General features: G+C 60.1%; 29 protein-coding genes and 3 pseudogenes. 15 read left to right on the top strand and 17 right to left on the bottom strand.

Going from position 1 to position 24,286, the window contains the following annotated elements; genetic code table 11:
• The 9 genes and pseudogenes from ACZXDY_RS31840 to ACZXDY_RS31800 all read right to left on the bottom strand — a co-directional run.
• A pseudogene (locus ACZXDY_RS31840) lies at positions 1-223 on the bottom strand (hypothetical protein); the annotation flags it as partial.
• A gap of 66 nt (positions 224-289) precedes the next feature.
• The gene (locus tag ACZXDY_RS31835; protein WP_464348239.1) at positions 290-553 is read right to left on the bottom strand and encodes a hypothetical protein; all 264 of its coding nucleotides are present in this window, start codon (positions 551-553) and stop codon (positions 290-292) included.
• A gap of 3 nt (positions 554-556) precedes the next feature.
• Positions 557-796, bottom strand: a complete 240-nt coding sequence (locus ACZXDY_RS31830) for a hypothetical protein (RefSeq protein ID WP_456642278.1) — start codon at positions 794-796, stop codon at positions 557-559.
• 45 nt (positions 797-841) lie between these two features.
• Complete coding sequence (locus ACZXDY_RS31825) at positions 842-1,402, bottom strand: SOS response-associated peptidase family protein (protein ID WP_464348238.1); 561 nt, start codon at positions 1,400-1,402, stop codon at positions 842-844.
• Between the two features lie 159 nt (positions 1,403-1,561).
• Entirely contained in the window at positions 1,562-2,749 is a 1,188-nt protein-coding gene (locus ACZXDY_RS31820; RefSeq protein ID WP_464348237.1) for a DUF2934 domain-containing protein, read from the bottom strand.
• Positions 2,750-3,123: 374 nt separating this feature from the next.
• A pseudogene (locus tag ACZXDY_RS31815) lies at positions 3,124-3,543 on the bottom strand (hypothetical protein).
• Positions 3,544-3,979: 436 nt separating this feature from the next.
• Positions 3,980-4,714: a DUF4393 domain-containing protein gene (locus ACZXDY_RS31810; protein WP_464348236.1), complete on the bottom strand. Its 735-nt coding sequence runs from the start codon at positions 4,712-4,714 to the stop codon at positions 3,980-3,982.
• 196 nt (positions 4,715-4,910) lie between these two features.
• The gene (locus tag ACZXDY_RS31805) at positions 4,911-5,087 is read right to left on the bottom strand and encodes a hypothetical protein (RefSeq protein WP_464348235.1); all 177 of its coding nucleotides are present in this window, start codon (positions 5,085-5,087) and stop codon (positions 4,911-4,913) included.
• A gap of 163 nt (positions 5,088-5,250) precedes the next feature.
• Positions 5,251-5,535, bottom strand: coding sequence for a hypothetical protein (locus tag ACZXDY_RS31800; protein ID WP_464348234.1), 285 nt, complete (start codon positions 5,533-5,535; stop codon positions 5,251-5,253).
• 789 nt (positions 5,536-6,324) lie between these two features.
• Between ACZXDY_RS31800 and ACZXDY_RS31795 the strand changes: the two genes are divergently transcribed.
• The 9 genes from ACZXDY_RS31795 (at position 6,325) to ACZXDY_RS31755 (ending at position 11,152) form a co-directional block, all read left to right on the top strand.
• Entirely contained in the window at positions 6,325-6,567 is a 243-nt protein-coding gene (locus ACZXDY_RS31795; protein ID WP_464348233.1) for a hypothetical protein, read from the top strand.
• A complete protein-coding gene (locus tag ACZXDY_RS31790; RefSeq protein WP_464348232.1) occupies positions 6,564-6,737 on the top strand; it encodes a LuxR C-terminal-related transcriptional regulator in 174 nt (57 codons plus the stop codon). Before ACZXDY_RS31795 ends, ACZXDY_RS31790 begins: the two co-directional genes overlap by 4 nt.
• A 52-nt stretch (positions 6,738-6,789) precedes the next feature.
• Positions 6,790-7,041, top strand: coding sequence for a hypothetical protein (locus ACZXDY_RS31785; protein ID WP_464348231.1), 252 nt, complete (start codon positions 6,790-6,792; stop codon positions 7,039-7,041).
• 170 nt (positions 7,042-7,211) lie between these two features.
• A complete protein-coding gene (locus tag ACZXDY_RS31780; protein ID WP_464348230.1) occupies positions 7,212-7,598 on the top strand; it encodes a hypothetical protein in 387 nt (128 codons plus the stop codon).
• A gap of 124 nt (positions 7,599-7,722) precedes the next feature.
• Positions 7,723-8,136, top strand: a complete 414-nt coding sequence (locus ACZXDY_RS31775; RefSeq protein ID WP_464348229.1) for a hypothetical protein — start codon at positions 7,723-7,725, stop codon at positions 8,134-8,136.
• A gap of 245 nt (positions 8,137-8,381) precedes the next feature.
• A complete protein-coding gene (locus tag ACZXDY_RS31770) occupies positions 8,382-8,543 on the top strand; it encodes an Arc domain-containing protein (RefSeq protein WP_464348228.1) in 162 nt (53 codons plus the stop codon).
• Position 8,544: 1 nt separating this feature from the next.
• Positions 8,545-8,787 carry a helix-turn-helix transcriptional regulator gene (locus ACZXDY_RS31765; RefSeq protein ID WP_464348227.1) on the top strand — a complete coding sequence of 81 codons (243 nt, stop codon included), beginning with the start codon at positions 8,545-8,547 and terminating at the stop codon, positions 8,785-8,787.
• A 137-nt stretch (positions 8,788-8,924) separates the two neighbouring features.
• Complete coding sequence (locus tag ACZXDY_RS31760) at positions 8,925-9,926, top strand: tyrosine-type recombinase/integrase (RefSeq protein ID WP_464348226.1); 1,002 nt, start codon at positions 8,925-8,927, stop codon at positions 9,924-9,926.
• Positions 9,927-10,105: 179 nt separating this feature from the next.
• Positions 10,106-11,152 carry an Rv1681 family radical SAM protein gene (locus ACZXDY_RS31755; RefSeq protein WP_464348225.1) on the top strand — a complete coding sequence of 349 codons (1,047 nt, stop codon included), beginning with the start codon at positions 10,106-10,108 and terminating at the stop codon, positions 11,150-11,152.
• A gap of 50 nt (positions 11,153-11,202) precedes the next feature.
• Here ACZXDY_RS31755 and ACZXDY_RS31750 read toward each other — a convergent pair whose 3' ends face one another.
• Entirely contained in the window at positions 11,203-12,048 is an 846-nt protein-coding gene (locus ACZXDY_RS31750; RefSeq protein ID WP_464348224.1) for a phosphate/phosphite/phosphonate ABC transporter substrate-binding protein, read from the bottom strand.
• A gap of 84 nt (positions 12,049-12,132) precedes the next feature.
• Positions 12,133-13,278 (bottom strand): acyl-CoA dehydrogenase family protein, encoded by a 1,146-nt coding sequence (locus tag ACZXDY_RS31745; RefSeq protein WP_464348223.1) that lies wholly within the window; start codon positions 13,276-13,278, stop codon positions 12,133-12,135.
• Here ACZXDY_RS31745 and ACZXDY_RS31740 point away from each other — a divergent pair.
• Genes ACZXDY_RS31740 through ACZXDY_RS31720 form a run of 5 tightly spaced genes read left to right on the top strand, consistent with a single transcriptional unit; the run spans position 13,221 to position 18,271 of the window.
• Complete coding sequence (locus ACZXDY_RS31740) at positions 13,221-14,381, top strand: nucleoside phosphorylase (protein WP_464348222.1); 1,161 nt, start codon at positions 13,221-13,223, stop codon at positions 14,379-14,381. The genes ACZXDY_RS31745 and ACZXDY_RS31740 overlap by 58 nt on opposite strands.
• Complete coding sequence (locus ACZXDY_RS31735) at positions 14,378-15,082, top strand: TIGR04282 family arsenosugar biosynthesis glycosyltransferase (protein ID WP_464348221.1); 705 nt, start codon at positions 14,378-14,380, stop codon at positions 15,080-15,082. The genes ACZXDY_RS31740 and ACZXDY_RS31735 overlap by 4 nt, the downstream gene beginning before the upstream one ends.
• Before the next feature lie 5 nt (positions 15,083-15,087).
• The gene (locus tag ACZXDY_RS31730; protein ID WP_464348220.1) at positions 15,088-16,452 is read left to right on the top strand and encodes a glycosyltransferase 87 family protein; all 1,365 of its coding nucleotides are present in this window, start codon (positions 15,088-15,090) and stop codon (positions 16,450-16,452) included.
• Positions 16,449-17,534 carry a radical SAM/SPASM domain-containing protein gene (locus tag ACZXDY_RS31725; protein ID WP_464348219.1) on the top strand — a complete coding sequence of 362 codons (1,086 nt, stop codon included), beginning with the start codon at positions 16,449-16,451 and terminating at the stop codon, positions 17,532-17,534. Before ACZXDY_RS31730 ends, ACZXDY_RS31725 begins: the two co-directional genes overlap by 4 nt.
• Before the next feature lie 5 nt (positions 17,535-17,539).
• Positions 17,540-18,271: a glycosyltransferase family 2 protein gene (locus ACZXDY_RS31720; RefSeq protein WP_464348218.1), complete on the top strand. Its 732-nt coding sequence runs from the start codon at positions 17,540-17,542 to the stop codon at positions 18,269-18,271.
• Between the two features lie 19 nt (positions 18,272-18,290).
• On the opposite strand, the gene ACZXDY_RS31715 is transcribed toward ACZXDY_RS31720, so the two are convergent.
• The 3 genes from ACZXDY_RS31715 to ACZXDY_RS31705 all read right to left on the bottom strand — a co-directional run bounded on the left by ACZXDY_RS31715 (position 18,291) and on the right by ACZXDY_RS31705 (position 20,699).
• Positions 18,291-19,034: a methyltransferase domain-containing protein gene (locus ACZXDY_RS31715; RefSeq protein ID WP_464348217.1), complete on the bottom strand. Its 744-nt coding sequence runs from the start codon at positions 19,032-19,034 to the stop codon at positions 18,291-18,293.
• A gap of 130 nt (positions 19,035-19,164) precedes the next feature.
• On the bottom strand, positions 19,165-19,821 hold the full coding sequence (locus ACZXDY_RS31710; protein WP_130224622.1) for a DoxX family protein: 657 nt from the start codon (positions 19,819-19,821) through the stop codon (positions 19,165-19,167).
• Positions 19,822-19,946: 125 nt separating this feature from the next.
• On the bottom strand, positions 19,947-20,699 hold the full coding sequence (locus ACZXDY_RS31705) for a hypothetical protein (protein ID WP_207230972.1): 753 nt from the start codon (positions 20,697-20,699) through the stop codon (positions 19,947-19,949).
• 601 nt (positions 20,700-21,300) lie between these two features.
• On the opposite strand from ACZXDY_RS31705, the pseudogene ACZXDY_RS31700 reads away from it, so the two are divergent.
• Positions 21,301-21,968: pseudogene (locus ACZXDY_RS31700) on the top strand (GAF domain-containing protein); the annotation flags it as partial.
• A gap of 684 nt (positions 21,969-22,652) precedes the next feature.
• On the opposite strand, the gene ACZXDY_RS31695 reads toward ACZXDY_RS31700, so the two are convergent.
• From ACZXDY_RS31695 to ACZXDY_RS31685, 3 genes are all read right to left on the bottom strand, one after another.
• The gene (locus ACZXDY_RS31695) at positions 22,653-22,808 is read right to left on the bottom strand and encodes a hypothetical protein (protein WP_464348216.1); all 156 of its coding nucleotides are present in this window, start codon (positions 22,806-22,808) and stop codon (positions 22,653-22,655) included.
• Positions 22,809-22,863: 55 nt separating this feature from the next.
• Entirely contained in the window at positions 22,864-23,034 is a 171-nt protein-coding gene (locus tag ACZXDY_RS31690) for a hypothetical protein (RefSeq protein ID WP_464348215.1), read from the bottom strand.
• A gap of 145 nt (positions 23,035-23,179) precedes the next feature.
• Entirely contained in the window at positions 23,180-24,274 is a 1,095-nt protein-coding gene (locus ACZXDY_RS31685; RefSeq protein ID WP_464348214.1) for a site-specific integrase, read from the bottom strand.
• Positions 24,275-24,286 lie beyond the last annotated feature (12 nt).

Raw genomic sequence — 24,286 nt, 5'->3', positions numbered from 1 at the left:
GGTGTGCTCCTTGTCTTGAGCGCCCCTTGCCAGCTTCTCGCACTGGCAGGGCCGGAGCACGGCCGGACCATTCCATTAGCAGATCCGCGATCAGTGTCTGGTAGTCGGTCTCGCCTTCGTCCGTCTCGCGCCATGCTGGTCCGCTGCGGAACTCTTCCAAGACGAGATAGATGTCGCGATCGAGCCGATCTGCCGCCGGGATGATCGAGGGCGAGGTACGCATACGCAACTCCATTCTGGATGGAGTTTAGGCTATGCCATCCCTGGACAGAACGCGAGTCGGTTGGCCTTAAGGAAAAAGCTCGGCGCCTTCAGGCGTGATCTTCACGTAAGTCCCGCTCTCGTGCATCCATAGCCAGCCGCGATCGATCGCTAGCTTGAGCCCGGCGCCGTACTCCTCCGGCTTGGCCTTATCCTGGAAGAGAAATGGATAGTTGATCTTCTCGATATGAATGCGGCCGTTCTGAACCGGCTCGATCGTGCTCGCGATCTCCATCAGCCGGCGGGCAGCTTTTTCGGGATCGGCGTAAGGACTCGGTTCGACGTATTTCATCTGTCAGTCTTTGGCCGGCTCGTCGGCCCCATCCTCGAACTTTGATCCGATGAGCTGGTAGAGATCAAATAGCGCCTGGTGAGCCTTCTCGGCCGCAGCGGCGACATCTGGGAAGTGCTCAGCGCAGCGTGTGTCCATCACATGCCGGTCGAACGTATCCATGAGCACAGAGGTCGTGTGAAGCGCCTCGTGAGTATAGCCGTCGTTGTACGGCTCGGGGCGAAGTGGGGTGGGGTTGACCATGTCCGGCTCCTTCTTAGCGGTCAGAGTATAATCCCGTTTCGAATTTCATGCGGCTAACCTATCTTCCTTGTCCGGGCCGCGCATAACGATCTTGAGAGTATCGTCGGGCAGCGGCCGCTGGAGCGCCTTAGCCTCATCCCACGGCGCGCGCAGCCACACGTCGCGTTCTTCATCCGTCGTCAGGATCACCGGCATCGCCTTCGGATGGATCGGCGCAACGATCGCGTTCGGCTCAGTCGTGAGGAAGCCATAGACGAGGTGAGGACCTGGGATCGGCTTCGACTTGGTACCCCGGCTACATTTGAACTCGGTCCAGATCCCGGCGGACGCCGTGAGTGGTCGATCGTCTTTCAACGCAAACCACACGACGTCCTTCTTCTTCGTCGGGTTCGGCTCCGGCGCGTATTCGGCGAAGGGGGCGAGGCAGCGATTCTCCGGCTTCAGCCAGCCGCGCCAGTGTGGCGATTTGGTGTTACGGATGTTCGTCACGGGCGCACGAGGTTTGCTCGCCGGAGGCGGCATGCCCCATCGCATCAGTGTCAGTTCGCGGCCGTCGCTGCCGTTGCGCACCACGGGCGCCGGATAGTCGGGAAAGACACCCGGCATTGGCGGCAGATTGCGGCGCGCAAGCCATCCTTGAAACTTCAGGCTAGGCTTTCCGTGCGGTTCAGGGGGATACCTCTTTCGCATTGAAGCGAGAACGCAACTACGCTGAGCCTGGTCAACCTCGAGGCGAGAGGGTCTAAGTCGCTCTTAGAGCCGGCATCAAGCCGCAGCGTGCCGGCCGAGAAGCCACAGGAATAAATAGGGATTGGCCTCGCGCTTAGCTCGGTTATCCAGATGCGTGTCGACCAGCTTGTAGAGAGCAGCTAGCCCGCCCGCGCCGGAGATGAGGGGTGCTGCGTGGGTGAAGAGATCCATGTTGATGGCCGCCAGGATAGCGACGCTAGTTCCGAGCACTACCCCCGCGGCTTGCACGGTTTCTTTGCGCGACTGAGCAATAAGGTCTCGGTTAGCGGCCTTAGCCTCACGCGCGATCTTGGCGCCTAGCTTCTGAAATGTTGCTTGGGGCGCCTCCTGCCATTTGGCCGCATCAAGCTCGAAGAACCGCTCGCGCAGCATGTCCTTCAGATTCTTCGCGGCCTCAAGATCCTCGTTATAAACCTGAGCGAAGTCGATTAAAGAGATTGCCTGCTCCACCGGAAGCGGCACCTGCGCCAAGAAGGTGATAAAGGCGTCGCGGCTCGGATCGGTCGAATTGAACACCTTCACCCGACCCGCTTGAACCACGGCGTCGAACAAGTGATCGCCCCAGGTCTGTGTACTAGCGGAGCCTTGCATATACGCCTCTCCGGAGGCCCTCGGCAGCAGGAATAAGTCGCCTCGCTCGAAACTCGGTCGCAACCCGGAAAGCCACTGGTCCAATAGTGCAGGTTCTATATTCGCCTGATAGTCGCGACCTTGGTGGAGCATGTAACTGTCGTTCGGGTTAAAATCGTCCACCCTGAGGAATGTTCTGAACTCACCACCGTCCTTACCAATGAGGGCGGTGTCCGCCATCAACATGGACCGCTTAGCGATTTCCTCGATCTCAGAGCCCTGAGTCACAATGGAGACGTCGAAGAGGGCTCGCTCGCTCGAAATTCGACTCTTCTCGATCGACCGGATCAGCCCGGCATCATCTACGATTGTTCGCAGGTATCGCTTCCCCAATGTCACAGCGCCTCCGAAATCCTCCGTGAATGGCGGCGGCACTTCGGCATGCGCGTAGAAGCGCTGCATGAAATTGGCGTAGATAGCGCGGGCGCGCTCGGACTGCATCGCGACGTCGTTGTCGTGTTGCCGCTCCGCCTCTAGCCAGAACTCTCGATCTCGTCCCGGCGGGAAATGGGCGCGCTCGGCTAACTGATAGGCTAGCTCTCGGATTCGAATTTCGCGCGACGGCAACGGCATGTTCCATCCGCTCATGAATTGGGAGGCGCTCGTTGGCTCTGGCAAGGTTAGGCCTAAGAGACGCCGACCCCAAGGCTGGGCAACGAGCTTAACCGCTCGGACCTCTGCTTTCCAGGGGCGCGCTCATCCGGCACTGCCGCCCCGGGGTTTGCTTGATCAGACGGCGCCCGCGACAATCCCGAGAGCGTCCGTATAAGTCGCTGATCTAATTGACAACTGACCATATTGGGAAGCTGCTGACGGCCCTCGCCGGACCACACCAGTTCGCATCAAACGCGCGTCCGCGGCCGATGCCAAGTCGCTCCCCCAGTCACAAATGCCGTCCTGCCAGCCAGCTCTCGCATGATGATCTCCTGAGGTGGGCCGTGTTGTTCTCATCGTTCACCCGGCCACCAGGATGACGGTGGGTCGTCGGCGCAAATCTTCGTCGTTCGCAGTGCCACCAGATGGCTGCGCTTGTATGGTCGACCCTGAAGCCATGAGCACTCCTGACAGCGCATGTAGCGCTGAGCTCGTGGACCGGCGTCGTTTTCGGCCGGCGGACGATGTCGAGCGCGACCGTCTGGTGCATCTCGCAGCCGAGGCACTTCACCTCGAGATAGGTGTAGCCGGCATTGAGCGCGTCGCCGAGCGCGGGGCGAGGGCTGGGCCGGTCCCTGAAACGCAAGCATGCGCTTATTCCACGCCTCACAGGCGAGCCGGTCGGCGGCCTTCCGCGCCTCGGCTGCCTGCTCGGCTGCGGCGCGTACCGATGCGCCGAAAATGCTCTCCCTGGCTTCGTACCCATGGCCCAAGCATCGCGCCCGGGCGCCGCCAGAGCAAGCAGCTAGCCCTTGTGGATTGCCGTGGAAAGGCGACCACGGGCTCAAAGAAGCAGCCCGGCCAGGGGGCGGACCGAGCTGCTAGGGGACAGTGCACAACACGGTTGGTGATCGCGTGTGCGTGCTTACAACTTTGAGAGGAAGGTCGGTTCCAAACGGTCGGCCCTCGCCGCAGAGACGCCGCGACCTAGACCGGGGCAGCAAGGGCCCAAAGACCGGACATACGAGTCTCAGGCCCCGGTCCGTGCGCATGGAGGGCTACGGTAGGCCCGCCCCAGCCGTCACCGGCATCAACGGCGGGCTCGGCTGGCTGGAGGTAGATTGCAACCAGCCTGCAAGATCCGGGCGAGCCCCCCTGGATGCCGCCCTTCATCGAAAGCTTTCGTTCCAGAACCCCGCGGGAGCAGGTTCAAACCGATGGCGATTGTGTCGCCGAAACGCCGACTGCTCTCATCAAAGCGGCACCGAACTCCGTCAATTTCAGAGAGAGGAAGTTTCGCCCACCGATTTGCCGAACGTCCTCCATTATTGGTTGCATCGGTCTTAGTGCGTCGTACCCGATGAGACCGAGGCGCTCTAGATGGTCACGATACATCGCTTCGTTTTGAGGAAAGACTAGATCGTCTACTGGGACCTCACTTTTGTCCAGCCTCGACCACGTCAACGATCCCTGGATGTCGAACCTAAGGATGATCTCGAAGCGTTTCGGCGATGAGGCTATCGCTCGCAGGATGATGGCTTCATCGGGGGAGAGCTGCTTGATAATTACAGGAAGAGCCGGATGAGCGTCCGCCACCCGATCTGTATGCATCGCGCTGCTAAGCAATTCAGAAAACATCTCCTCTATCGAGCTACCTTCGCGCTCGTAGCGAATTCCCTCAAGGATCGGACCTACAATTTCGGGGGCTGGCGATATTCGCTTTTCAGGAGGCACTCGATCCACTGACGATTTAACGAATCTTCGAAATCGGTCCTGAGCAGCGGCGAGCACCTGAATAGGGAATAGCGCCAGCCGAATCGCCTTGACTAGATCTTCTGCCAGTTCGCCCGTCTGCCGGGCCGCGGGCTGAAGTGCATCTTCGTAAGCAGCCTTCACGGGTAGCTGCTTCGCAATTTCCTTCGCAAATTCATCGTCGATTGTCATGGCGCCCCCCAGAAAAAATAAGGAAGCGCAACCGCAGGGAGAGGGCAAGTCAATCGTTAGGATATAAGAGATCCCACAAAGGAGATTCGTCGATGATGAAGATCAGCCCCAATGCCATACTTGCCGCTTAGATAGGTCCGGCTTTCGGCGTACCGGCCATTTCTTCACATTCAGCCCCGACCGGGCTTATTTCGTCTTAGTAGGTAAGCACCAGTAGCCGCTGCACGATCGCTCCCAGGCAGACGAGGACCACCAGCAGCTTCAGCAAATTGGCCAATCGACCGTCCGGCGCGAACCTGTCGATCACCCAAAAACAGATCGCCCCGACAACCACAATAATCAGAACGCCGATCAGAACTGAAATAGCGGCCATTTGTCTCCCTCTCGATGCGCTGCGGTCTTGCGCGGCTGATCGGCTATTTCCCCTTTGCCTTCAGCCCAAGCTCAACCAGGCGTTTTTGTCTCGAAAATTCATCGTTTCCAATGTCCGCTGTTTGATGGCCAGAACTGTGACTAGTGGGAGCACCAAGCCAAAGCTAAGGTTTACATCGGTAGCGGTAGGCCCACGAACCCGCTTCATCCGCCCCCGACCAGACCATTGAGCCGCTGATGCGATCAAGCACAATCGAGGTCGGCACCCCCATTCGAATTGCCGCCATGCTCATCTTCGCGCCGAGGAAATATAGCAAGACCTTGTCGTCAGTCATTCCTTTAGCTTGCCGGTTTCGGAAGCCGAAATAGACTTGGTCGGATGTCCCCATCGTCTGCGCCACGCGAAGCTCAACTGCCGGAAGCTCTGTATCAATATAGATCTGATTCACATCTTTCTCGCGTTCGGCGCCACGTCGCTCGCTACCCTCGAACTTGCAAGAAAGCGTAAGTCGCTCAGCCCAGGAGGATGTCGGTCCGGTTAGCGCAGCAATTGCCAATAGTAGAGCTGCCGCTGCGCCTCGGTTGATTACCATTTCCCTGCCCTTCGAGTTTCAAGCCGCCGAATGTTTGCGCATCACCCGAGCGTTATAGGATCTTAGTGCCGTAAAGTATGTGCCAGAGCCAATGTGTTCGCGTCTGACTATTCTCAAGACATCGTTCGCGTTCGATGCGCTTCGAGACATCTTCGCGGCTGAAAAACTCTGAACACATTCCTACCGAGTCCGCATATCTATAGTTCTCTAAGCGGATGACAGATGCACCCAGGACTATGACAACCAACGAGAGGACAGCGACAAGCACCCAGGCCAACAATTTCATTTCTTCGCCTTCAGCCCGATCTCGACAAGGCGGCGGATAGCCTCGGGGCGTGTTAAGCCAGGCTCGTGTTGCTTCTTAATCCAGGCATCGATTGCGGCGGATTGGTCCGGTAATACCCGTAGATGTACGGACTCCGCGCCCGTCGGTGGGCGGCCTCTTGATTTTCTCGTACGCGTTATTGCTTTGCTCATGAATTTCGAGTACCAGAAAAGCGAACCGAGGGGAAGCTGCAACTTCCGCCTCGGCTCTGACTCCAACCAGTGGGATGATCAATGGCTCGAGCTGATTCAAACCATACCACGAGTCCGTCTGGACTCGCCCTGCAACATCAACAGCATCTCGATGAGATCGACCGGGCCGTGGCCGATATCGAGCAGATGACCTGGGTCGGCATCCGCGCGACGCAAGATCTCCGCCGCGGCGAGGACCCCGCGTATTACCACCTGCCGGCGCGGGATTCGAAGACGCTATTGTTCAGCCTCCACGACTTGGTGCGCCGTGTTGAGGAACTGAGAGCGAAGCTATCGCCCGCCGAGGTCGGCGCCGAGCCCGTGAAGCCGGCCAGGCCCGCGAAGCCCGCAAGGAAAGCGGGCCGCAAATGATCCAACTCACCAAGCGCCAGCACCAAGTCTGCAGCCTGATTGTTGAGGGATTGAGCAATAAGCAAATAGGGCGGCGGCTCCGTCTTTCTCATCGTACCGTCGAGGACCACCGCTCCAACTTTATAAGAACCTCGGCGTTCGCAACGCCGTCCAGCTCGTGCGGCGGGTGATGGCGATCGGGACACGATCACTCCACCGAGAATTCCCGGAAGGGAGCTTGACATGATGGAGCTGATGCTGGTGTGGGCGGTTGCCGTCGCCTCCAGCCGCAATCGCAGCCCGGAAGGCTGGTTCGTCATCGCCCTTGTGGTGTCGCCGCTCCTCGCGCTTCTCGCGCTGGTGGCCATGCCGACTGTCGAGCGCGCCCCCAAAGACCCGACCGAGCCCGACCCGTACGACATCCCCAGACGCGTGTTCGGCTACGTGGTGATAGGCGGGCTTCTCGCACTGCTCTACGCCGTCTTCTACATCTAGCCCGATACATGACGACAGCCCGCCGGTTACCGCCGGCGGGCTTCCACGACATTGCGAATCTTGAGCGACCCGGCGGTCGAGTTCAGAGGCGTTATACATTTGGACGTCTATCGCATCTCTCGCGAGCCCGGCATTTGAAACGAGTCCAACACTTAGGAGATAACGGAACCATGAGCGCCAAAGCAGCGCCTGTTGGCTACAGGTCACTGTTAACGGACGATACCAGGCAGGCGGCGAAGGCCCTTAGATTGGCCCTGGAGCCGTTCGTCGAGCTCAACCCGACTATACCCGCGAGCTATATTGTCAGCTTCCTCGCGCTCGCCGAAAAGGAGGGGCGGCCGGTCAACGAGTACGCGCGAGAAGTCGGCGTAAAAAAAGCCGTCATGACGCGCCACCTGCTTGATCTGGGCGAAAGGGACCGCCACGGCAACGAGGGCATGAGCCTGATTGAGCAGAAGCGCGACCGGCAAGACCTCAGAATTAATCGGTCCTTTATCAATGAGAAAGGCGCCGCGTTATTGAGCAAGGTGCGGCGCGCCTGGGAAGTCAGTCGGTAATTAAGCCATGTTGAGACTACAGCCCGCCGGTTACCCCGGCGGGCTCCCCAAAGATCCAGGAGCGCGACCAAACATCAAGGAGGTACAACACGTTGCCGAGGAATCATGATGATGGGGAATCGAAATGAAGAGGTTACTTATTGCTTTGGCCGTACTCGCCACGCCCGCACATGCTCAGACCGTCAGGGAGATGCTGACCGTCGAACAATACGTGACGGCAAACCCAACCGATCGCGGCGTCACCCGGTTCGCCGCGATGCGCTGCGGGGCGCTGTTTATGCTTTTGAAAACGGCCTACCCCGACGGCAGCGAGCTGGCTCAAAGGCTCGATAAGCAGGGAGGCATCTATTACAGGCTGGCAGCCGAAGAGAATGCAAGGATCGGAGGTTACACGCCGCAAGCCATGGCCAATCTGGTAAAGGCGATGGCGGCGGCCTACACCGACCGCATCAACGCTGCCAGAGCACGAACCAATAGCTTGTTTGACGATCCGGTGGTGGCGGCCGACATCGATTTCTGCGGGCAAAAGGGTAAGTGAGGGGGAGATTTACCCATACCCACTATGAAAGCCTCGCCGGTTCACGCCGGCGGGCTTTTTCGTTCTTTGGCGAACACCAAACACGTTTCACGTCCTTGTGTGATGCGTATTTCTTGGGGGGCGGGAACGGCCTTTATGCCTGAAAACGTGGGGAACGGCGTTCCGCTCCCTAGCGAAACAGTGCGCGTAAGGGGCATATTGGTTGCACGTCAAAACGCACACAAAACACTGGAGATTACTCGACCATGGCTCTTCCCGAGCGCACTCAACTTTATGTCCGAATCCCCGCCGATGTTCTGGCGTGGCTCAAAGAACGGGCTCTACGCTCCACCGCCAGCCAAAACGCCGAGATCGTGATGGCGTTGCGGGCGCAGATGGACGCTGAGCAGCAGGCCAAGGTGGACTGACATGTCCCGCCTATCCCCGCGCGATCTGTCGTTGCCCCGCTTCGCTCTGCGGCGCGATGAGGCGGCGGCTTCGGTATCTGTGTCGACCACCAAGTTTGACGAGTGGGTCGCCGACGGCCGCATGCCGAAAGGATACAAGATCGACGGGGTTGTCTTGTGGGATTGCCAAGAGGTCCGCGAGGCATGGGAACGGCTTAGGGACAGGGACCGCGCCAAAAACCCGTTTGATGAGGTCGTCGCGTGATCAAGTCGCGGCTCAAATATTGCGTGTCCGACCCCGACCCCCGAGGGAATCCGCGTTTCTATTTGCGGAAGCCCGGACACAGGAAAGTTCGGATAAGAGCGACGTACGACGAAGCTACCGGCATAACGCCGGAGTTCATGAAGGCCTATTTCGAGGCCCTGGAAGAACTCGAGGGGAAAGCGTCGGCAGCCCCCACGCTTTCGCGGGAAAAGACCTTCTATTGGCTGGTCGACCAGTATTATCGCTCGAATAAGTTCAAAGGCTTCGATGCGCTCACGCAGGCGGACAAGCGGAGCGTTCTAGATCGGTTTTGCCAGACCGCCGGTAATCTGCCCTTCGCGGCGTTCCGGAAGGAAGATGTTGAGGCCAGCCAGGACAAGCGCAGGGATACCCCCGCCGCGGCCGACAAACTGGTCAAGTATCTGCGGGCCCTGTTCGAATGGGCGATCAAGAACAAGCATGCGACCTCCAATCCCGCAGTCGGCGTGGAGAAGATCCACGAGACGGTTGGGTGGCACACATGGTCTCCGGCTGAGGTCGAGATCTACCGCAAGCATCATGCGATTGGGACAAAAGCCCGGCTCGCCCTAGAGATTTTCCTGAACGTCGGAGCTCGGATTTCCGATGTGGCTCGGATCGGCCGCCAACATGAAGCAGAGGGCCGGCTGAGGTTCGTTGCGTGGAAGGGGCGCGGTAAGAGGAAGACGCGCCGGACCATAGACGTTCCCATTAGCGCCGACCTCACCGTAGCGCTGGCAAACACTCCCACCGGAGACATGACCTATCTCGTTACGGATCTAGGTCAGCCGTTCACGATCAACGGTCTCGGCAACAAGATGCGCGACTGGTGCGATGCGGCTGGGCTGAACCATTGCTCGGCTCATGGGCTCCGCAAGGCGGCTGCCGTTGCTTTGGCTGAGAGCGGAGTGACAGCACCTGAGCTTTGCGCCGTGTTCGGCTGGGGCAAGCTCGAGACCGCCGAGATTTATATCCGAGAGGCCAACGCGTCGAGGATGAGCAGTAACGCGTTTGCGCGCCTTGATGAGTATCGAAACCGGAAAAGTGTCTCACTTCCTGGGACGAAAGCCAGCAATGAGACGATTGTGGAAAATAACCGTGACAAATCAAAGCCCAGATAGCCCGGTGGTGGGCCCGGCAGGACTCGAACCTGCAACCAGACCGTTATGAGCGGCAGGATATCGGACGCGATCGTTGATTTTCATGCATTTTCGTCGGAGATTGATCCCGTTCATTGCGTTCTGGTGAGATCGTTTCCGGTACGAAACTGGTGCGGCAGACCTTGAACGTCTGGAGGACCATGGATTTGCGCATGAGGACGAATGCGAACGTTGAGCTCGACGCCGGCAGCAAGACATTTGCCTCAGGTCTCCTGCCGGATTTGATCGGCGCCTTACGCCGGAGCCGTAGGGGCGATCTTGTCGCGGTGATCAGCAGCGATCCGAACATCGGCCCCGATCTCGAGGCATGGTGTCGCTTCACCCGCAACAGTTTGGTCGACACCGTAGTCGAAGACGGTCGCACACGATGGGTGCTTCGGTACGGAGAGGCCCCTGAGAATGTGGGAGAAGATCGGCCTGTCGGCTCTCGACTATGGCTTTACACCAACTTCGATTGCAACCTCAGCTGCGACTATTGCTGCGTGCGCTCGTCACCCAAAGCTCCGCGGCGGGCGCTAGGCGTCGAGCGGGTGCGAAGGATCGCAATCGAGGCCAGGGAACTCGGCGTGAGCGAGATTTTTGTCACCGGCGGTGAGCCGTTCATGCTGCCGGATATTGGCGAGATTCTCGCCGCATGTGCAGCGACGGCGCCGACCACAGTCCTCACCAACGGCATGCTGTTTGCCGGAAGTCGGCTCGAAACGCTGCGCGCGTTGCCGCGAGAGCGCGTAACCTTGCAGATCAGCCTCGACAGCCCCACGCCGGAGCGCCACGATAGCCATCGTGGAGAGGGGACATGGGCGCGCGCCTGGAATGGAATCGAGCGCGCCCGGGCCGAAGGATTCCGCGTGCGAGTGGCGGCCACAGTGTCAAGCGACGCGGAGGCCGTTGAGTTTCGGAGCTTCCTTGATGGCCATCACGTGAGTGAGGAGGACCGCGTGATCAGGCGAATTGCGCTGCGAGGCTCCGCCACGCGGGGCATCGCGTTGGCAAGGGCGGATCTGGTCCCCGAGGTGACGATCACCGCCGAAGGCGTCTTTTGGCATCCGGTCGGAGCCGAGGATAACGACCTGCTGGTCCGCCGTGAAATCTTTCCGCTCGCTGAATCCTTCGCAGCTGTACGCCGCGCCTTCGACCACGAATCTGAGCATGCGCGCCGGTTGGCAATGATTTTCAATTGCGCCTGATAAAGGCGCAGACTGCGCTCAGAGCAGCATCGGGCTTTTTGGCTCGGCCGCTAGGCCAAAGGCCGCGTTAAGAAGCCTTGTTGCGCGGAGGCTTCCCGCAACTCACTATATGCTTCAAGCTGCGGCGCTATCCATTGGCGCAGCCCTTCCGCCTCGAGCACAGGACGATGCGTCGGGTTGTCGTAGCTCATCCCGAATAGCGCTTTGGCGAACCGCTGCTCCAAGGACGGATCCAGATCGGGCCGAGCAGTGAACATGCAATGATTATAGGACGGCGAGGTCCAGATCTCGGTCAGCGCGCCTTCGGGTACCAGACGCTCGTTACGCACCGCGTTCCAGAAGGGGCTGCCGATTGCGCCGGCATCGGCGCGACCGTCGAGGACCGCACGAACGACTTCGGACTCGCTTGCACCCGTGTCACCGTGCTTGCCGAGGTCGGTGTTGAAGCGCAGCGTTTGGTAGTCTTTCCCCTCAACCAATTCGTCGCGCTGCAGAAAGAAAACCGGGAGGATTGCCGCGTGGCCGCTGTCGCGGCTACCGAGCGCCAAGGTGCGGGTCCCAAGATCAGCGAGGGTAGCGACGGACCCGCCGGTGACGGCGACAATCTTGGTCATCCAGCCCACATCCGTATCGCGCATCGCGATCGGTCGGCAGCGATGGTCGCTCCAGGCATCGGCCTGGACATAGGCGAGGTTCGTATTCCATCCGATGTCGATACGCGGCAGCCGATCGCCGGGCGAGGCCAGGAGGGCGGCGACCTGCGCCTCGTAGCTCTGAAACAGCACCACCTCGACGGGGAGACCCGCTTCCTCGAGAAAGTACCGCCGCATGCCCTCCCAGATACCAACCACCTTTGGATCATAAGCGACGGCGCCTACCCAGATCGTCTGGTTCATGATTGCATCTCGCTTCTCGGGCTCAATATTCAAATGCGATCGATCGCAATCCGAGCGCCGCCAAGCGGCGCAGCGCTCTCGCGTTCAGAACAGCGGTATTCCCAAAACGGCTTTGCCGATGAACTCGCGCAGAACATCGCCCGTCGGCGCCATGACAGCGCCCGCGTGGGCGTCGCGGAACAATCGCTCGATGGCCAGATGCTTGGAAAACGCAGCGCCGCCGCACACCCGCATTGCCGCCGAGGTAACGGCGATGGCAACATCACCTGCCGCCGCCTTGCTCTCGAGCACGCGCAGCATGGTGGTGTCTCGGGGGCGCTCAAGATGATCGACGAGATCGTCGACGCGCGCCGCAAGCCCATCGGTGTCGATCTGCATCGTCGCAAGCTGCGCGCGAAGGGTCGGCAGGCTTTCGCCGAGGGTCTGGCCCAAATGCTCGAAGCGGGCGCCATTGAGGTGCGCCGCAGTTCCAGCCACCGCGGCCCGGCAAAGACCAAGCGCGACCGCCGATGTTCCGAGGTTGAATAGTGGAAGCGCGACCTCCAGCATCGCCTTGAACCCGGCGCCATCGTCGGTCAGCTGGAAACCAGGTGCGACCTCGCAATCATCGAGGGTCATCGGCGCCGAAGCGTTGGCGCGCATCCCAAGACCATCCCACGGGCCGGCGACCGACAGTCCGGGCGTGCTACTGGCGACAAGATAAAGAGTTGAATCCGTTGGACCCTTGCCTTCAGGGGCGAGCGCCGAAACAACGTAGCTTTGCGCGTGGCCGGCGCTTGTCACCCATGATTTCTTGGCGGTGAGGCGCACGTCGTCAGCGTTTCGCTTCGCTCGCGAGACCGGCGCCCAGAAGTGGCTGCGCGATCCAGCTTCGCTGAATGCCAGGGTGGTCAGGTGTTTTCCGGCCGAAATGTCCTTTAGCGTCTGAGCGACCGTGGCATCCGGACGGGCCGCCGCAATCATTGCGGTAGCGCTCATGTGCATCAGGTAAACCATGGCGGCGGACGCGTCCGCCTCTGCGAGCGTTGCGATGACGGCAGCCAGGGTCCGGGGTCCCAGGGCCGAACCGCCGACCTCAGTGGGCAGCATGGCTCCCAGCAATCCCGCCGGACCAAGCGCCGCGATTGCCTCGGACGAAAATCGAGCTTCCTTGTCGTTCTGCCTGGCCGCCGGTGCGAGAACGCGATCGGCGATTTCTTTGGCATTCGAAACTGCGGTCTCGTGATTCATGGCGATCCTCGACACCTAGTGGTTATCAATTTCGAAAATATCGATCCGCTCCCTTTGCGACCGATGCTACGCGACCCGCGCCATCGGATCAACACGACTGGCTTCGGGTATGGCAGGTTCTTGCCGCACCAACAGCCAGTGCAGACCGTCGCCATTACGTTCTTCAAAGCCGTCTTGTTACATCACCCGAAACCTATTTTTTTGTGACGTCGGCGAGACCCCGGCGGCGCTTGCCCGCTGCCAGGGAGAACGCTACCAATAATCGGCAACAACGTGACAAGGTTTGTCTGGCGATGGCGATCAATGATGGCGGGATCCCGCCCATCCTCGCGCAAAAACATTACGCGCAGCCGTCCGCATTTACGCCGGAAAATCTGCTGCGCGAAGCCCGCAGGCAAAAGCGGATTACGGACGCTAGCATTCCCGATGTCTGCGTGCTCGATCCTGACGGCGACATCGTGCGTAGCCTGCTCGCTCGTGGTGAAGCTCGGCTCGAACCGGCATGGGCCTGCTACCACACCCAGCTCTACACTTTCAGCCGCGGCGGGATTGATTTTGGGATTGTCGGCTGCGCTGTCGGCGCCTCGTTCGCGGTGCTGATTGCCGAGGAGATGTTCGCTTCAGGCTGTAAGCTCCTGATTAGCGTCACCTCCTCCGGACAGATCGTGCCGGTACGCCCGCCGCCTTATTTCATCATCATCGAACGCGCGCTGCGCGACGAAGGTACCAGCTATCACTACATGGCGGCGTCCGACTATTCGCATGCTGATGCCGGATTGATCTCGGCGCTCAATGGCGCATTCGACGAATTCTCCGTGCCGGTGATCACAGGGGCGACCTGGACGACTGACGCGCCGTTCCGGGAAACCCAGCCGGCGATCGACGCGATGCGCGAACGGAACCTGATGGCAGTCGAAATGGAAGCCGCTGCGCTCTATGCGTTCGCGCAAGTCCGACAAAAGCCCGTCGTGTGTTTTGCCCATGTGACAAATCAAATGGGACGTGTCGACGGCGATTTCGAAAAGGGCGAGGGAGACGGCAGCCATGACGCGCTTCAAATGATCGCGATCGCCGCGGATCGCCTCCGGTCATGGCTGCGATGAGCGTCGCGGCGATCGGGATCATTTGCAAGGCGCCGCAGCCCGGCCGCTCAAAGACGCGGCTTGCAACGGCCATTGGCGAAGTTGCAGCATCAGAGTTATCCGCCTGCTTTGTGCGCGATGTCGCGGCAACAATCGAAGCGGTACCCGAAGCGCTCGGCAGGCGCGGCTACGGCGTTTATGCTCCGGCGGGCGCCGAAGACATCGTGCAGCGGCTGCTTCCGGCAGGGTTCGGACTGTTGCTGCAGGCCGGCGACGATTTGGGGCACGTGTTGCTTGGCGCTACGCGTGCTCTCCTGCTCGCCGGACATGATTGCGTCCTGCTCGTCAATGGCGATAGCCCAACCCTGCCGCCGCGTTTGCTGATTCAGGCTGTTGAAACGCTTCGCCAACCCGGAGACCGCATGGTGCTTGGGCCAGCAAGCGACGGTGGCTACTATCTCATCGGCTTGAAGCATCCGCACAAGCATCTGTTTACGCAGATCGCATGGGGAACAGAAACCGTAGCTCGCAGTACATGCGACCGGGCTGCCGAAATCGGGCTTGCCGCGACGTTGCTTCCGGAATGGTACGACGTCGACGACATTGAGACGTTGCGTTGGCTACAGGATGAACTGGCCGGCCATTCGAGCCGCTTTCGTGGCGGCGGCTTTGCCGCGGCGAGCCGGGCCTTTATCAAGGCGGCGCCGCAGCTAAGCCCGTGACGCCAATGCCCGGAGCTAACGCGATTCAACTCGGTCGGCTGATGCGCTCCGCCAATAACTTGCCGCCGCTTCACCTGCTGACCGGGATCGGCACCCTCCTGGTCGTTCTGACCGTGGTGACACCCTTTGCCTTCGAGGCCTATGGTGACAACGCCTTCATCGCTCTGACTATCGCCGCGGGGCTGCTGACGATCGTAGCGACAGGCCTGGTCGAGCGCGCTCCACCTGATCGCGCGCTATGGCTTATCTTTGGGCTTGGGATCGCGCTGAGAGTCTATGCGCTGCTGTTCGATCCGCTTCTGTCCAGCGACATTTATCGCTATGTCTGGGATGGCAAGGTGCAGGCCGCCGGCATCAATCCCTATCGCTACATGCCAGCCGATGAGGCGCTGGCGTTTCTGCGCGACGGGATGATCTTTCCTCACATCAACCGGGCTGATACCGCCGTCACCATCTATCCTCCGGTGGCGCAATTCTTCTTCCTCATCGTCACCCGGTTCGGTGAAAGCGTGACCGTGATGCGCCTCGCGCTGTTGGGGTGCGAGGCAATCACCGTTACAATGATCATGCTCCTGCTGCGGCGCATGAACCGCCCGCTGACGCGCGTGGTCGCCTATCTCTGGCATCCACTTCCTCTGTGGGAGATTGCCAACAGCGGCCATATCGACGCGCTGATGGTTGCGCTGATGATGCTGGGTCTGTGGATTGCGCTGACCGGCTATGCTCTGCGCGGAGCCGTCTTGATCGCGTTTTCGGCGCTGGTCAAACCATATGTCGCGCCGCTGCTCGCCGGGATCTGGCGACCGTGGGACCTCAAAATGCCGCTCGTCGTGATCGCCACCGTCGCGCTTTGTTACCTACCTTATTTGTCGGTCGGTTGGGGAGTTCTCGGATTTCTGACCAAAGGTTATCTGGCGGAAGAGGGCATCCGTGCCGGCAACGATCTCTGGCTGTTGTCGCTTTGGCGGTTGGTGTTGGGCGAGCATCGAGGTGACGTTGTCGCTTACGTTGTCCTGGCCGCGCTAGTCCTCATGTTCAAGGGGCTCTCCGTGGCCCGCAACTCTGATTGCACCATCGCGTCGCGTCTCGCCGACATCAACATGCTGTTACTCATCACCCTCCTGTTGTTGTCGCCTAACTATCCCTGGTATTTTCTCGTCATCACGCCGTTCGCCGCCCTGTGCGGCTCCGCGCCGACATGGGTCGTGTCGATTGGCGCGCTGTTATTGTCCGAGCAACTCGACTGGGATTTCTACATTCCAAGAATGGTGACCAAGTCGATTCTGTTCGGAGGTCTCTTGCTGGCTTTGGCTGTTACCGCCTTAAGGACCCGTATGCAGCGGATTGCAGAGGAAAGGGTATCGCGATGAGCCTCTCCGGCCAAGGGACGGGGACAGGTACGCAAACGCCGTTCGATCCGCGCCGCTATCACGAGTCGGTCACGGCCGAGCGTACCGAGATCGCCCAGCGTCCGCCGGTCTGCCTTTATCTGGAGGTGACCAACCGCTGCAATCTGCTGTGTACCACCTGTCCACGCACTTACGAGGAGCTCGAGCCGCCGGCCGACATGAACTGGGATCTGTTCACGTCGATCGTCGACCAGGTGCCTACTCTTGCGCGCGCCGTTCTGCACGGCGTGGGCGAGCCGATGCTGGTCGCGGACCTGCCCCGGATGGTCAGATACCTGAAGGACCGCGGCGTTTACGTCCTGTTCAACACCAATGGAACGGTGCTCAGCGAGCGCAATGGCCGTGCGCTGATCGACGCCGGGCTTGATGAGATGCGCGTGTCGCTCGACGCGTCAAACCGCGAGAGCTTCAAGGCGATCCGCGGCAGGGATTATTTTGGCCGCATCCTGCGCAACGTGCGCGCGTTTCGTGAGCTGCAGGAAAGAGGGGGACGCACCAGGCCGCAGGTCTCCGTGTGGCTCACAGGCCTGAAGGAGACTGTCGAGGAACTCCCGGCATTTGTGAAAGTCGCAGCCGAGACCGGCGTCAAGGAGGTCTATCTGCAACGGCTTGTGTTCTTCAATGAATCGGCCATCGGCACGGCGCGTCCCGATCAGGCCCTGTTCGAACGCCTGACCGAGGGGGAAGCTGTCTATCTTAGCCAGGCCGAGGAGCTGGCGCGTTCCCTCGGTGTAACTTTCAGCGCCTCGGGCGCGGCGAGCGAGCCGGGGTTAAGTTTGAAGGGCAGCGGCGAAGGTTCGCCGTGGTCGCCGTGCCGGCGGCCGTGGTCGTTGATGTATTTCACGGCCAATGGCCGGGCCTTGCCCTGCTGCATCGCGCCGTTTTCGCAGCATGGCTACGACAACTATACGCTGGGCCATGCGGGGCAGCAGTCCCTCCGGGACATCTGGAACGGGCCCGCGTATCGCGACTTTCGCACGGCGCTCCTTTCAGACAAGCCGCCAAAAAGCTGTGCCAATTGCGGCCTGCGCTGGAGCCTGTGAACGAGGTGACCGATGAGATCGGCGCACGGCGTCATCCGGTGGTCTCGGCGGTCATTCCGTGCCTCGACGAGGAAACGGCGATTGGCCAGGTCGTGACCGCAGTGCTGACGCAGAATGTGAGCGAAGTCATCGTTGTCGATGGCGGCTCACGGGACCGTACGGCTGAACGGGCGAAGGCCGCGGGAGCTCGCGTGATTGTCGAGCCGCGGCCCGGCTACGGCCGCGCGATCCAGGCGGGCATCGCCCAAGCGCGCGAAGACGCCGATATTGTAGTCTTCCTCGATGGCGATGGCAGCGATCCGGCCGAATTCATTCCCGATCTGGTATCGCCGATCATCGCCGGGCAAGCGGTGTTCGTTCTCGGCTCGCGCGTTCGCGGTTCGCGCGAGCCAGGGAGCCTGGCTCCCCAGCAGCTGTTCGCGGCCCATGTCGGCAGGCTGCTCCTGCGCCTCGTCTACGGCGCGAGCTTTACCGACCTGTCACCGTTTCGCGCCATCCGTCGCGACGAGCTCATACATCTCGGCATGAAGGAAGAGACATACGGCTGGAACCTGGAAATGCTGATGCGAGTCGCGGCCGCCCGCCTGCCGGCAGTGGAAATTGCCGTCGGGCAGCGGTGCCGGATCGGCGGCGTATCGAAGGTTTCCGGCAATCTCATCGCCCGCGTCAAGGCGGCCTGGTCCATTTCGACCACGTTTGCTCGTCTCGCGCTCGAGCTGCGAGCGCCTCGTGAATGATAATTTCCGAGAGCGGTTGTCAGTGCGTGCCAGCGCGATCCTCGCAGGCAACGATATCCCGGGGAGATTTTCGACCCGCCGGCTCCGGTGGCGAAAACACCGCCAAGTATCCGCCATCGCCTGCGAGCTGGTATCTTGCGATCTCGCGATAGCCGACGGCGGAAAGTTCGCAACGCAACAGCTCGATCGGCGTGCCGTGTTCCGACGTCGGAAGCTCGAGGTCGACGATGCCGACCCGCGCACCTGGCTTCAAGGCGGGTGCGAGATTGTAGAGGAAGGCATAGGGCTGGCTTATCTCGTGATACATGTGCACGAGGATGGCGGCATCCAGTGCGGAAGCGGGCAGGCGAGGGTCGTGTGGTTCGCCCAGCGCGAATATGACGTTTGTCAGCTTCAAGCGTTGCGTTCGTCTGGCAAGCGCGATGAGGTAATCCTGCCTGACGTCCTGGGCGATCACCGAGCCGGTGGGGCCGACGCGGCGCGACAGCCGGACCGTGTGGTAGCCGCTGCCCGCACCGATGTCGCCGACGGTCATGCCTGGCTTTAGTTCAAGCAGACGGGCGATCTCTCCGGCCTCATCCTTGGCATCGCGGCGCTCTTCGGAGGCGCGGCTCGGGCCGACGATCGGCGCAACCGGGCGCTGCGGCGAGGGGAATTCCTTTGCCGGGATTCCCGGCGGCGCCAGATAGCTGATGTCAGCAGCGTGTGCGCAAGTTGCGCCCAGCGCGACAACCAGCGTCGCTGCGTGGATCAGTGCCATCATCTGCTCGTCTCTCACACAAGAGCATGATCCGGAAAAGTGGAAACCGGTTTTCCGAAAAGAGCATGCTCAAACAAAGAAATGAGATCATGATCCGATTCCGTCTAATCGGATCATGATCTAACCGTGACGGCTAGCTCGCGATGTTGAAGAACCAGCCGAGAAGTCCCTTCCCGTCGCGCACGGCGGGCACGTTGCGGCGCAGCCACGCATCGAAGCCGAGACTCCGGCCCGCGCCCTCGATCACAAACAGGAACATCAACAGGGCCAGGAACATGTACGTCCACGGCCACTCGGCCGAATTGCCATAGAGGCCGAGCCAGAGTTGGAGCGTGTAGGCGATGGCCAGCACGCCCACGAACCGCACCGCAAGCCCGAGCATCATCGATCCGGCGAATACCAGCTCGGCTAAAAAGACGATCGGCCCGAAGATCGTCATATGAGGCAACACGACGTCCTTCATGAACGTGCGGTGAAACTCGAAAGCCGCGCTGGTCGATTCCTGTTCGGTCCAGTATTGCAGACCGTCGGACACGGGCAGCGGCAGTTTCCACAACATCCCCTGGAACCACATGCAGCCGATCAGGACTCGGACCAGCCAAATTCCCAAGTGTCGGCCGGTGCGTTGCTCCGGGTCCTCTCGCCAATTCTGGAAGGCACCTGCAATGCCGGCAAGTAGCAGGGCCCAGAACAGCACCAGGATGACATATCGCCAGTTTCCCTGATGGAGATAATCATTCGTCGTCGCGGTCAGGAAATGCCAGGCATCGGTGAGGGGATTGGTGGGCATGCGGGCGTGCTCCGAAGAATTGAACAGTTACTCTACGCATAGGTTGATTGAATCGTTACCCAGCGCATCGGTCAGGTGGCGCCTCGGCCCTTGCGATCAGTTGCGCAAATCAACCCTGCCGAGATTCATTGCGCGTCGATCCAGTTGTCTGATCCCGCCAATTTGACCGACACATCTGAAAGGAAAAGCCGAAAGGGTTTTCCGTCCAGCGTCCCGCGGTGATCCGTTGAGAAAAGGATTGGGCCGGCCTTCTTGTAGTCGGCATAGGTCGCGATCACGAGTTTGGGCGGCGGGTTGGGGGCGCCGCGGTGGTAGACGATCTCGGCTATTCGCTTGTCGGCGCCAACGTACAGTTCCCAGGTGTCGCCGGGCTGGTAGCCACCCTCCGAGGGGTATTTCACCACGACCTGCTCAGCAGAAGTGTCACCCAGCGGCAGTTTGTGCGCGCCCTCATCGGTCACGGTCGCGCCGTCCCAAACGACGTGGAAGGGGAGCAGCAACCAATACTGATCGTTGGCGAATGCCGGATCGATCTCGTTCTTTATCGCATCGCTTTGGCTGCTGAGCTGCGAGCGTTGATAGCTGGCCTTTACCGGTTTGCCTTCCTTATCTTTCCCGTCGTAAGAGACCGTGTCGCTCTTCGGGCTCCATTCCCACTTGCGAGAAAGTTTGACACTGGGAAGTTCCGCATTCCAGGTATAGCGGATTGCCTCTATTTGCCCAAACGAATCAAGGCCGTAGGTCTTTGCCATCTGTTCGGCAACCGGTGGGAGCTGTTGCGCCCCGGAAGTCGCAGGCAGGATCAACAGCATGCTGAAGGCGAAAAGGCGGATCACATCGAGTCGGCTCATTTCTCTGCAGGCCTGAGTATTGCTCATGTCGAGCTCCTTAGGTTTGGGTGCAGTTGCATTGACCGAGCTGAGGCTGCCCAGAATACTGGAAATTGTGCGGTGATGGCTGACCGCTGCGAGGCGACTCACGGTTGAAGTAGGTCATAATGGTTGCCTTAGTCGCCATGGCGGCCGTCGGGGCGCAAAAAGCCGATCCGATCATGGGTTGTGCCCGGTTGATCCCCTAAAGGTTGTTTGATGTGATCTATTAGAAACGGAGCGAATCCTAATGCACAGCGTGGCGGATTTCCGCCAGCCGCGATTCTAAATCGGCTATTTAATTGGCGGGTCAGTTCGGTGAGCGATCTCTATCCAGAGGTGGCGCTGAAGTGGAACGCCGGCGCCCACAATTTCATGACCTATGTGACGGGCGCCCGTCGGCGCCTAACGAGTTCTCCTTCGATTAGCTCGGCGGCGGGATCACGGCCGTCTTGTCAACCTCGTTTACGCAATCGGGCGGAGATGCAGGCACGCCACGGGCACTGGCTCCCGGCCGGGCGGGATGTGATAATGCGACAACCTTGGCTGGCCGGCCTCCGTCGGCCGTGCATTGCGCCTGCTCGCGTTGCGGCGCCGAACGGGATCATGAATGACCGCGCTTTCCCAGGATAGGGCCGCCGAGCTGAGGCGCAGGATCGACGAGCTCGAGCGGCAATTGCAATCCGGTGCCGCCGAGAATGCGTGCCTGCAAAGCGAGCTTGCGGTTGCGCGTGATCGCCAGAGCGCCGGCGCCGCGATCCTGCGTACCATCGCGGCCTCTCCCTCCGACGCCCGGCCGGTGTTCGAGGCCATCGCGTCCAGTTCCAAGCGCCTGCTCGGCGCCTGCTCCGCCACCGTGCTCCAGTTCATCGGCGACGAGCTTCATCTGGTGGCGTACACGCCGATCAGCCGCGATGCGGACGAAGGATTGAAGTCATCATTCCCGCGACAGATCGCGGACTTTCCGACCTTTGCCCTGGTTCGCGGTGGCGAGTGGTCCAATTTCCGGACAGCGAGGCGGTCGACGTCCCGCAATTGAACAAGGATCTGGCAAGGCTGCGCGGTTTTCGCAGCGTCCTGTTCACGCCGCTGATGAACAGGGAAACACCCGTCGGCATGATCAGCGTCACGCGTGCCGAGCCGGGCGCGTTTGCCGCTGATCACGTGCAGTTGCTGCAGACGTTCGCCGATCAGGCCGTGATCGCGATCGAGAACGCGCGCCTGTTCAACGAGACACGGGAAGCGCTGGAGCGGCAAACCGCCACCGCCGATATCCTGATCCGCGTCTCGGGCAACGTCAATCTGGCGGCGCTGCAGATCCTTAACGCAGCAAATATCCAGGTGCAGGGCATGTCGTCGGGCATCCCGACGGTGCAGGCACCGAATATCAGCGCCGCACTCTCGACACAGAACGCGACCGCGGCGACCCAGCAGACGGCGGCGCCGAGCCAGGGCAGCGGCAACGCCCAGCCATCGGTGATCATCGTCGAGTTTCTCGGTTTTGGCGGCGGTGGGGATGCGCCCAATAGCGGCGAGGATGAACGTCATCGCGGCGGGAGTGACGGGCGGAGAACCCAAAATCCGAACAGCCCGTACCAGGTTCTGGGAGCAGGTGAGATCACGATAGATGAAGCGAGAACCATGATCGCGGAACGACGCAAGTCTGCGAGACCTTGATTGACAGGCAGGCGGCGACGGGACCTGTCCAAGCAACTCTATACGGCACAAAGCCGAGCGCGAGGACGAACGACGTGGAGTTGCTGCGCGCAAGGCAGCCCGAGCCAATGAGTGTTCACGTCAATAGAACCCCCCGCGATCGAGCATGCCTAGGGCGTGGCGATCTCATACTCATGACTTTTCCGGCGAAGATTTCATAGCTGTAACGTAATCTCAATAACGTAAGAGTTCGCGGTTTTGTTCTGAATGGCGCGCCATTCAGAACGGTGCGACGAACTTCGAAATTCAATGAGTCTTGAGCACGGTCAGCTTGCCGGCATCGGCCGGTTTCTTGGCGCTGAGCAACGTGTCTCTCATCCTCTTGACCACCGGTGGTTCGAGGGCCTCTATCTTGGCGGCAATCTGCGGATCGAGAACGCCCTTGCGGCCATAGCCTGTCATTCGGCATGCAAAATTGACCCCCTAGTCTAGGGACGTCCTATTCGCATAACGAACCTTATGCGAAGTCGATTGGTGGCCAGCCACCTGATCGGAAGCTCACACTCAGAGCAGCTTCAACCGCATTTAAGTTGAAGTCTGTTGCCTTGGAAGGCCGCACGAATGGCGAATAGGCCCCCTCGGTTTTTTCGCGCTCAAAACCGCGCGAAAAAATCAGGGCAAATTTCATCAGTTACTTCAGTAGCATGTGAAATCGAGTCGTTCTTTGGTGGTCCGCACACGATTGATTTCGTTGGTGGGCCCGGCAGGACTCGAACCTGCAACCAGACCTTTATGAGCGGCTGGCCTTGCCGCCGCAAAGCAGAGTGGATCGCCTATAAGGTGACCAACGTCGCGATGAATTCTTCCATCGACGGCTGCTTTGCGTGTTGCAGCTTTAGAAGATCTTCAACCCTAAGGTTTGTATAGCGCTGTAGCTGCCGCCAATCTTTGTGTCCGGTGACCAGCGCAACCTTTTCGATTGGGAGTCCTGCCTCGAACAGACGGCTCGTTCCTTCGTGACGCAGATCGTGGAAGTGCAGGTCCTCGATCTTGAGTTCATCGCAAGCTCGCGTGAATGCCGCACTGACGGATCGGTGATTATGAGGAAAGATCCGTCCATGGCCTCGAGTCACAATCCGCTGCTGAAGCACGACTTCCCACGCGTCATAGCCCGTCAAGTTGAGCAAAGGTACCTTTTGGTCATTTCCCTCCTTGTTCCTCGGATCCTTTCTGTCTTGAATGACCACCAATCGCTTTTTCATGTCAACCAGCGGCCACTCGGGTTTGCAGATTTCTTCCTGGCGCAATGTCGTTGCCACGGCGTATCGAACGATCCGCCCCATCGGTATGAACTGCCGCTGGTTCGTCTCAAAGTATTCGATTAGTTCGTCGAGTTCGTCTTGAGTGGGCCGTCGGTCACGCTCCTTGCTCTTTCCAACCAAATTGAGGTGACTTAGCGCGACGCGTGCGAGGCGGGCTTCCTCGGCTGAAACCTCAACGCCGTGCACGGCAGCTGCGTGTGTTATGATTGTCCGGATGAAAGACATATCGATTGCCAGCGTTGCGGGGCCAGCGCCCTGCTTGGCGCGCTTTCTCCCGAATTCGATCAACCGCTCTCGATTGAGCCCGGGAAGCTTCACACCGCCGAGCTCGGTCTTGAGCGACGCCATCACAGCAGCTTTTGACCGGCGAGGGGGCTTTCCAACCTCGCGCATGTCTTCGTCGTGCAGGTCAATCAGATCGCCAAACGTGCGGACGTTCCGCACCACGCGTGGCTTCGACGATCCGTTGCGGTCGATATTGCGCTCCATTTCGAGCGCCCATTCTTCCCCATCCTTGCGCCGCCGGAACGTCTCGGCCACATAACGGGTCTTGCGACGGACTTGAACGCGCCAGTTCCCGGAGGTCAATTGAGTGAAGGTCGCCACGCGTGTGCACTC

Source organism: Bradyrhizobium sp. LeoB3 (assembly GCF_055456055.1).
Note: the sequence above shows the minus strand (reverse complement) of the source record. Positions and strands in the feature narration are given on the sequence as shown.

Excerpts from the sequence above, each read along its gene's own strand:
- ACZXDY_RS31835 (WP_464348239.1), bottom strand. The coding sequence starts at position 553 with ATGAAATACGTCGAACCGAGTCCTTACGCCGATCCCGAAAAAGCTGCC.
- ACZXDY_RS31830 (WP_456642278.1), bottom strand. The coding sequence starts at position 796 with ATGGTCAACCCCACCCCACTTCGCCCCGAGCCGTACAACGACGGCTAT.
- ACZXDY_RS31825 (WP_464348238.1), bottom strand. The coding sequence starts at position 1,402 with ATGCCGGGTGTCTTTCCCGACTATCCGGCGCCCGTGGTGCGCAACGGC.
- ACZXDY_RS31820 (WP_464348237.1), bottom strand. The coding sequence starts at position 2,749 with ATGCCGTTGCCGTCGCGCGAAATTCGAATCCGAGAGCTAGCCTATCAG.
- ACZXDY_RS31810 (WP_464348236.1), bottom strand. The coding sequence starts at position 4,714 with ATGACAATCGACGATGAATTTGCGAAGGAAATTGCGAAGCAGCTACCC.
- ACZXDY_RS31805 (WP_464348235.1), bottom strand. The coding sequence starts at position 5,087 with ATGGCCGCTATTTCAGTTCTGATCGGCGTTCTGATTATTGTGGTTGTC.
- ACZXDY_RS31790 (WP_464348232.1), top strand. The coding sequence starts at position 6,564 with ATGATCCAACTCACCAAGCGCCAGCACCAAGTCTGCAGCCTGATTGTT.
- ACZXDY_RS31785 (WP_464348231.1), top strand. The coding sequence starts at position 6,790 with ATGATGGAGCTGATGCTGGTGTGGGCGGTTGCCGTCGCCTCCAGCCGC.
- ACZXDY_RS31780 (WP_464348230.1), top strand. The coding sequence starts at position 7,212 with ATGAGCGCCAAAGCAGCGCCTGTTGGCTACAGGTCACTGTTAACGGAC.
- ACZXDY_RS31775 (WP_464348229.1), top strand. The coding sequence starts at position 7,723 with ATGAAGAGGTTACTTATTGCTTTGGCCGTACTCGCCACGCCCGCACAT.
- ACZXDY_RS31770 (WP_464348228.1), top strand. The coding sequence starts at position 8,382 with ATGGCTCTTCCCGAGCGCACTCAACTTTATGTCCGAATCCCCGCCGAT.
- ACZXDY_RS31765 (WP_464348227.1), top strand. The coding sequence starts at position 8,545 with ATGTCCCGCCTATCCCCGCGCGATCTGTCGTTGCCCCGCTTCGCTCTG.
- ACZXDY_RS31760 (WP_464348226.1), top strand. The coding sequence starts at position 8,925 with ATGAAGGCCTATTTCGAGGCCCTGGAAGAACTCGAGGGGAAAGCGTCG.
- ACZXDY_RS31755 (WP_464348225.1), top strand. The coding sequence starts at position 10,106 with ATGGATTTGCGCATGAGGACGAATGCGAACGTTGAGCTCGACGCCGGC.
- ACZXDY_RS31750 (WP_464348224.1), bottom strand. The coding sequence starts at position 12,048 with ATGAACCAGACGATCTGGGTAGGCGCCGTCGCTTATGATCCAAAGGTG.
- ACZXDY_RS31745 (WP_464348223.1), bottom strand. The coding sequence starts at position 13,278 with ATGAATCACGAGACCGCAGTTTCGAATGCCAAAGAAATCGCCGATCGC.
- ACZXDY_RS31735 (WP_464348221.1), top strand. The coding sequence starts at position 14,378 with ATGAGCGTCGCGGCGATCGGGATCATTTGCAAGGCGCCGCAGCCCGGC.
- ACZXDY_RS31730 (WP_464348220.1), top strand. The coding sequence starts at position 15,088 with ATGCCCGGAGCTAACGCGATTCAACTCGGTCGGCTGATGCGCTCCGCC.
- ACZXDY_RS31725 (WP_464348219.1), top strand. The coding sequence starts at position 16,449 with ATGAGCCTCTCCGGCCAAGGGACGGGGACAGGTACGCAAACGCCGTTC.
- ACZXDY_RS31715 (WP_464348217.1), bottom strand. The coding sequence starts at position 19,034 with ATGATGGCACTGATCCACGCAGCGACGCTGGTTGTCGCGCTGGGCGCA.
- ACZXDY_RS31710 (WP_130224622.1), bottom strand. The coding sequence starts at position 19,821 with ATGCCCACCAATCCCCTCACCGATGCCTGGCATTTCCTGACCGCGACG.
- ACZXDY_RS31705 (WP_207230972.1), bottom strand. The coding sequence starts at position 20,699 with ATGAGCAATACTCAGGCCTGCAGAGAAATGAGCCGACTCGATGTGATC.
- ACZXDY_RS31695 (WP_464348216.1), bottom strand. The coding sequence starts at position 22,808 with ATGACAGGCTATGGCCGCAAGGGCGTTCTCGATCCGCAGATTGCCGCC.
- ACZXDY_RS31690 (WP_464348215.1), bottom strand. The coding sequence starts at position 23,034 with ATGAAATTTGCCCTGATTTTTTCGCGCGGTTTTGAGCGCGAAAAAACC.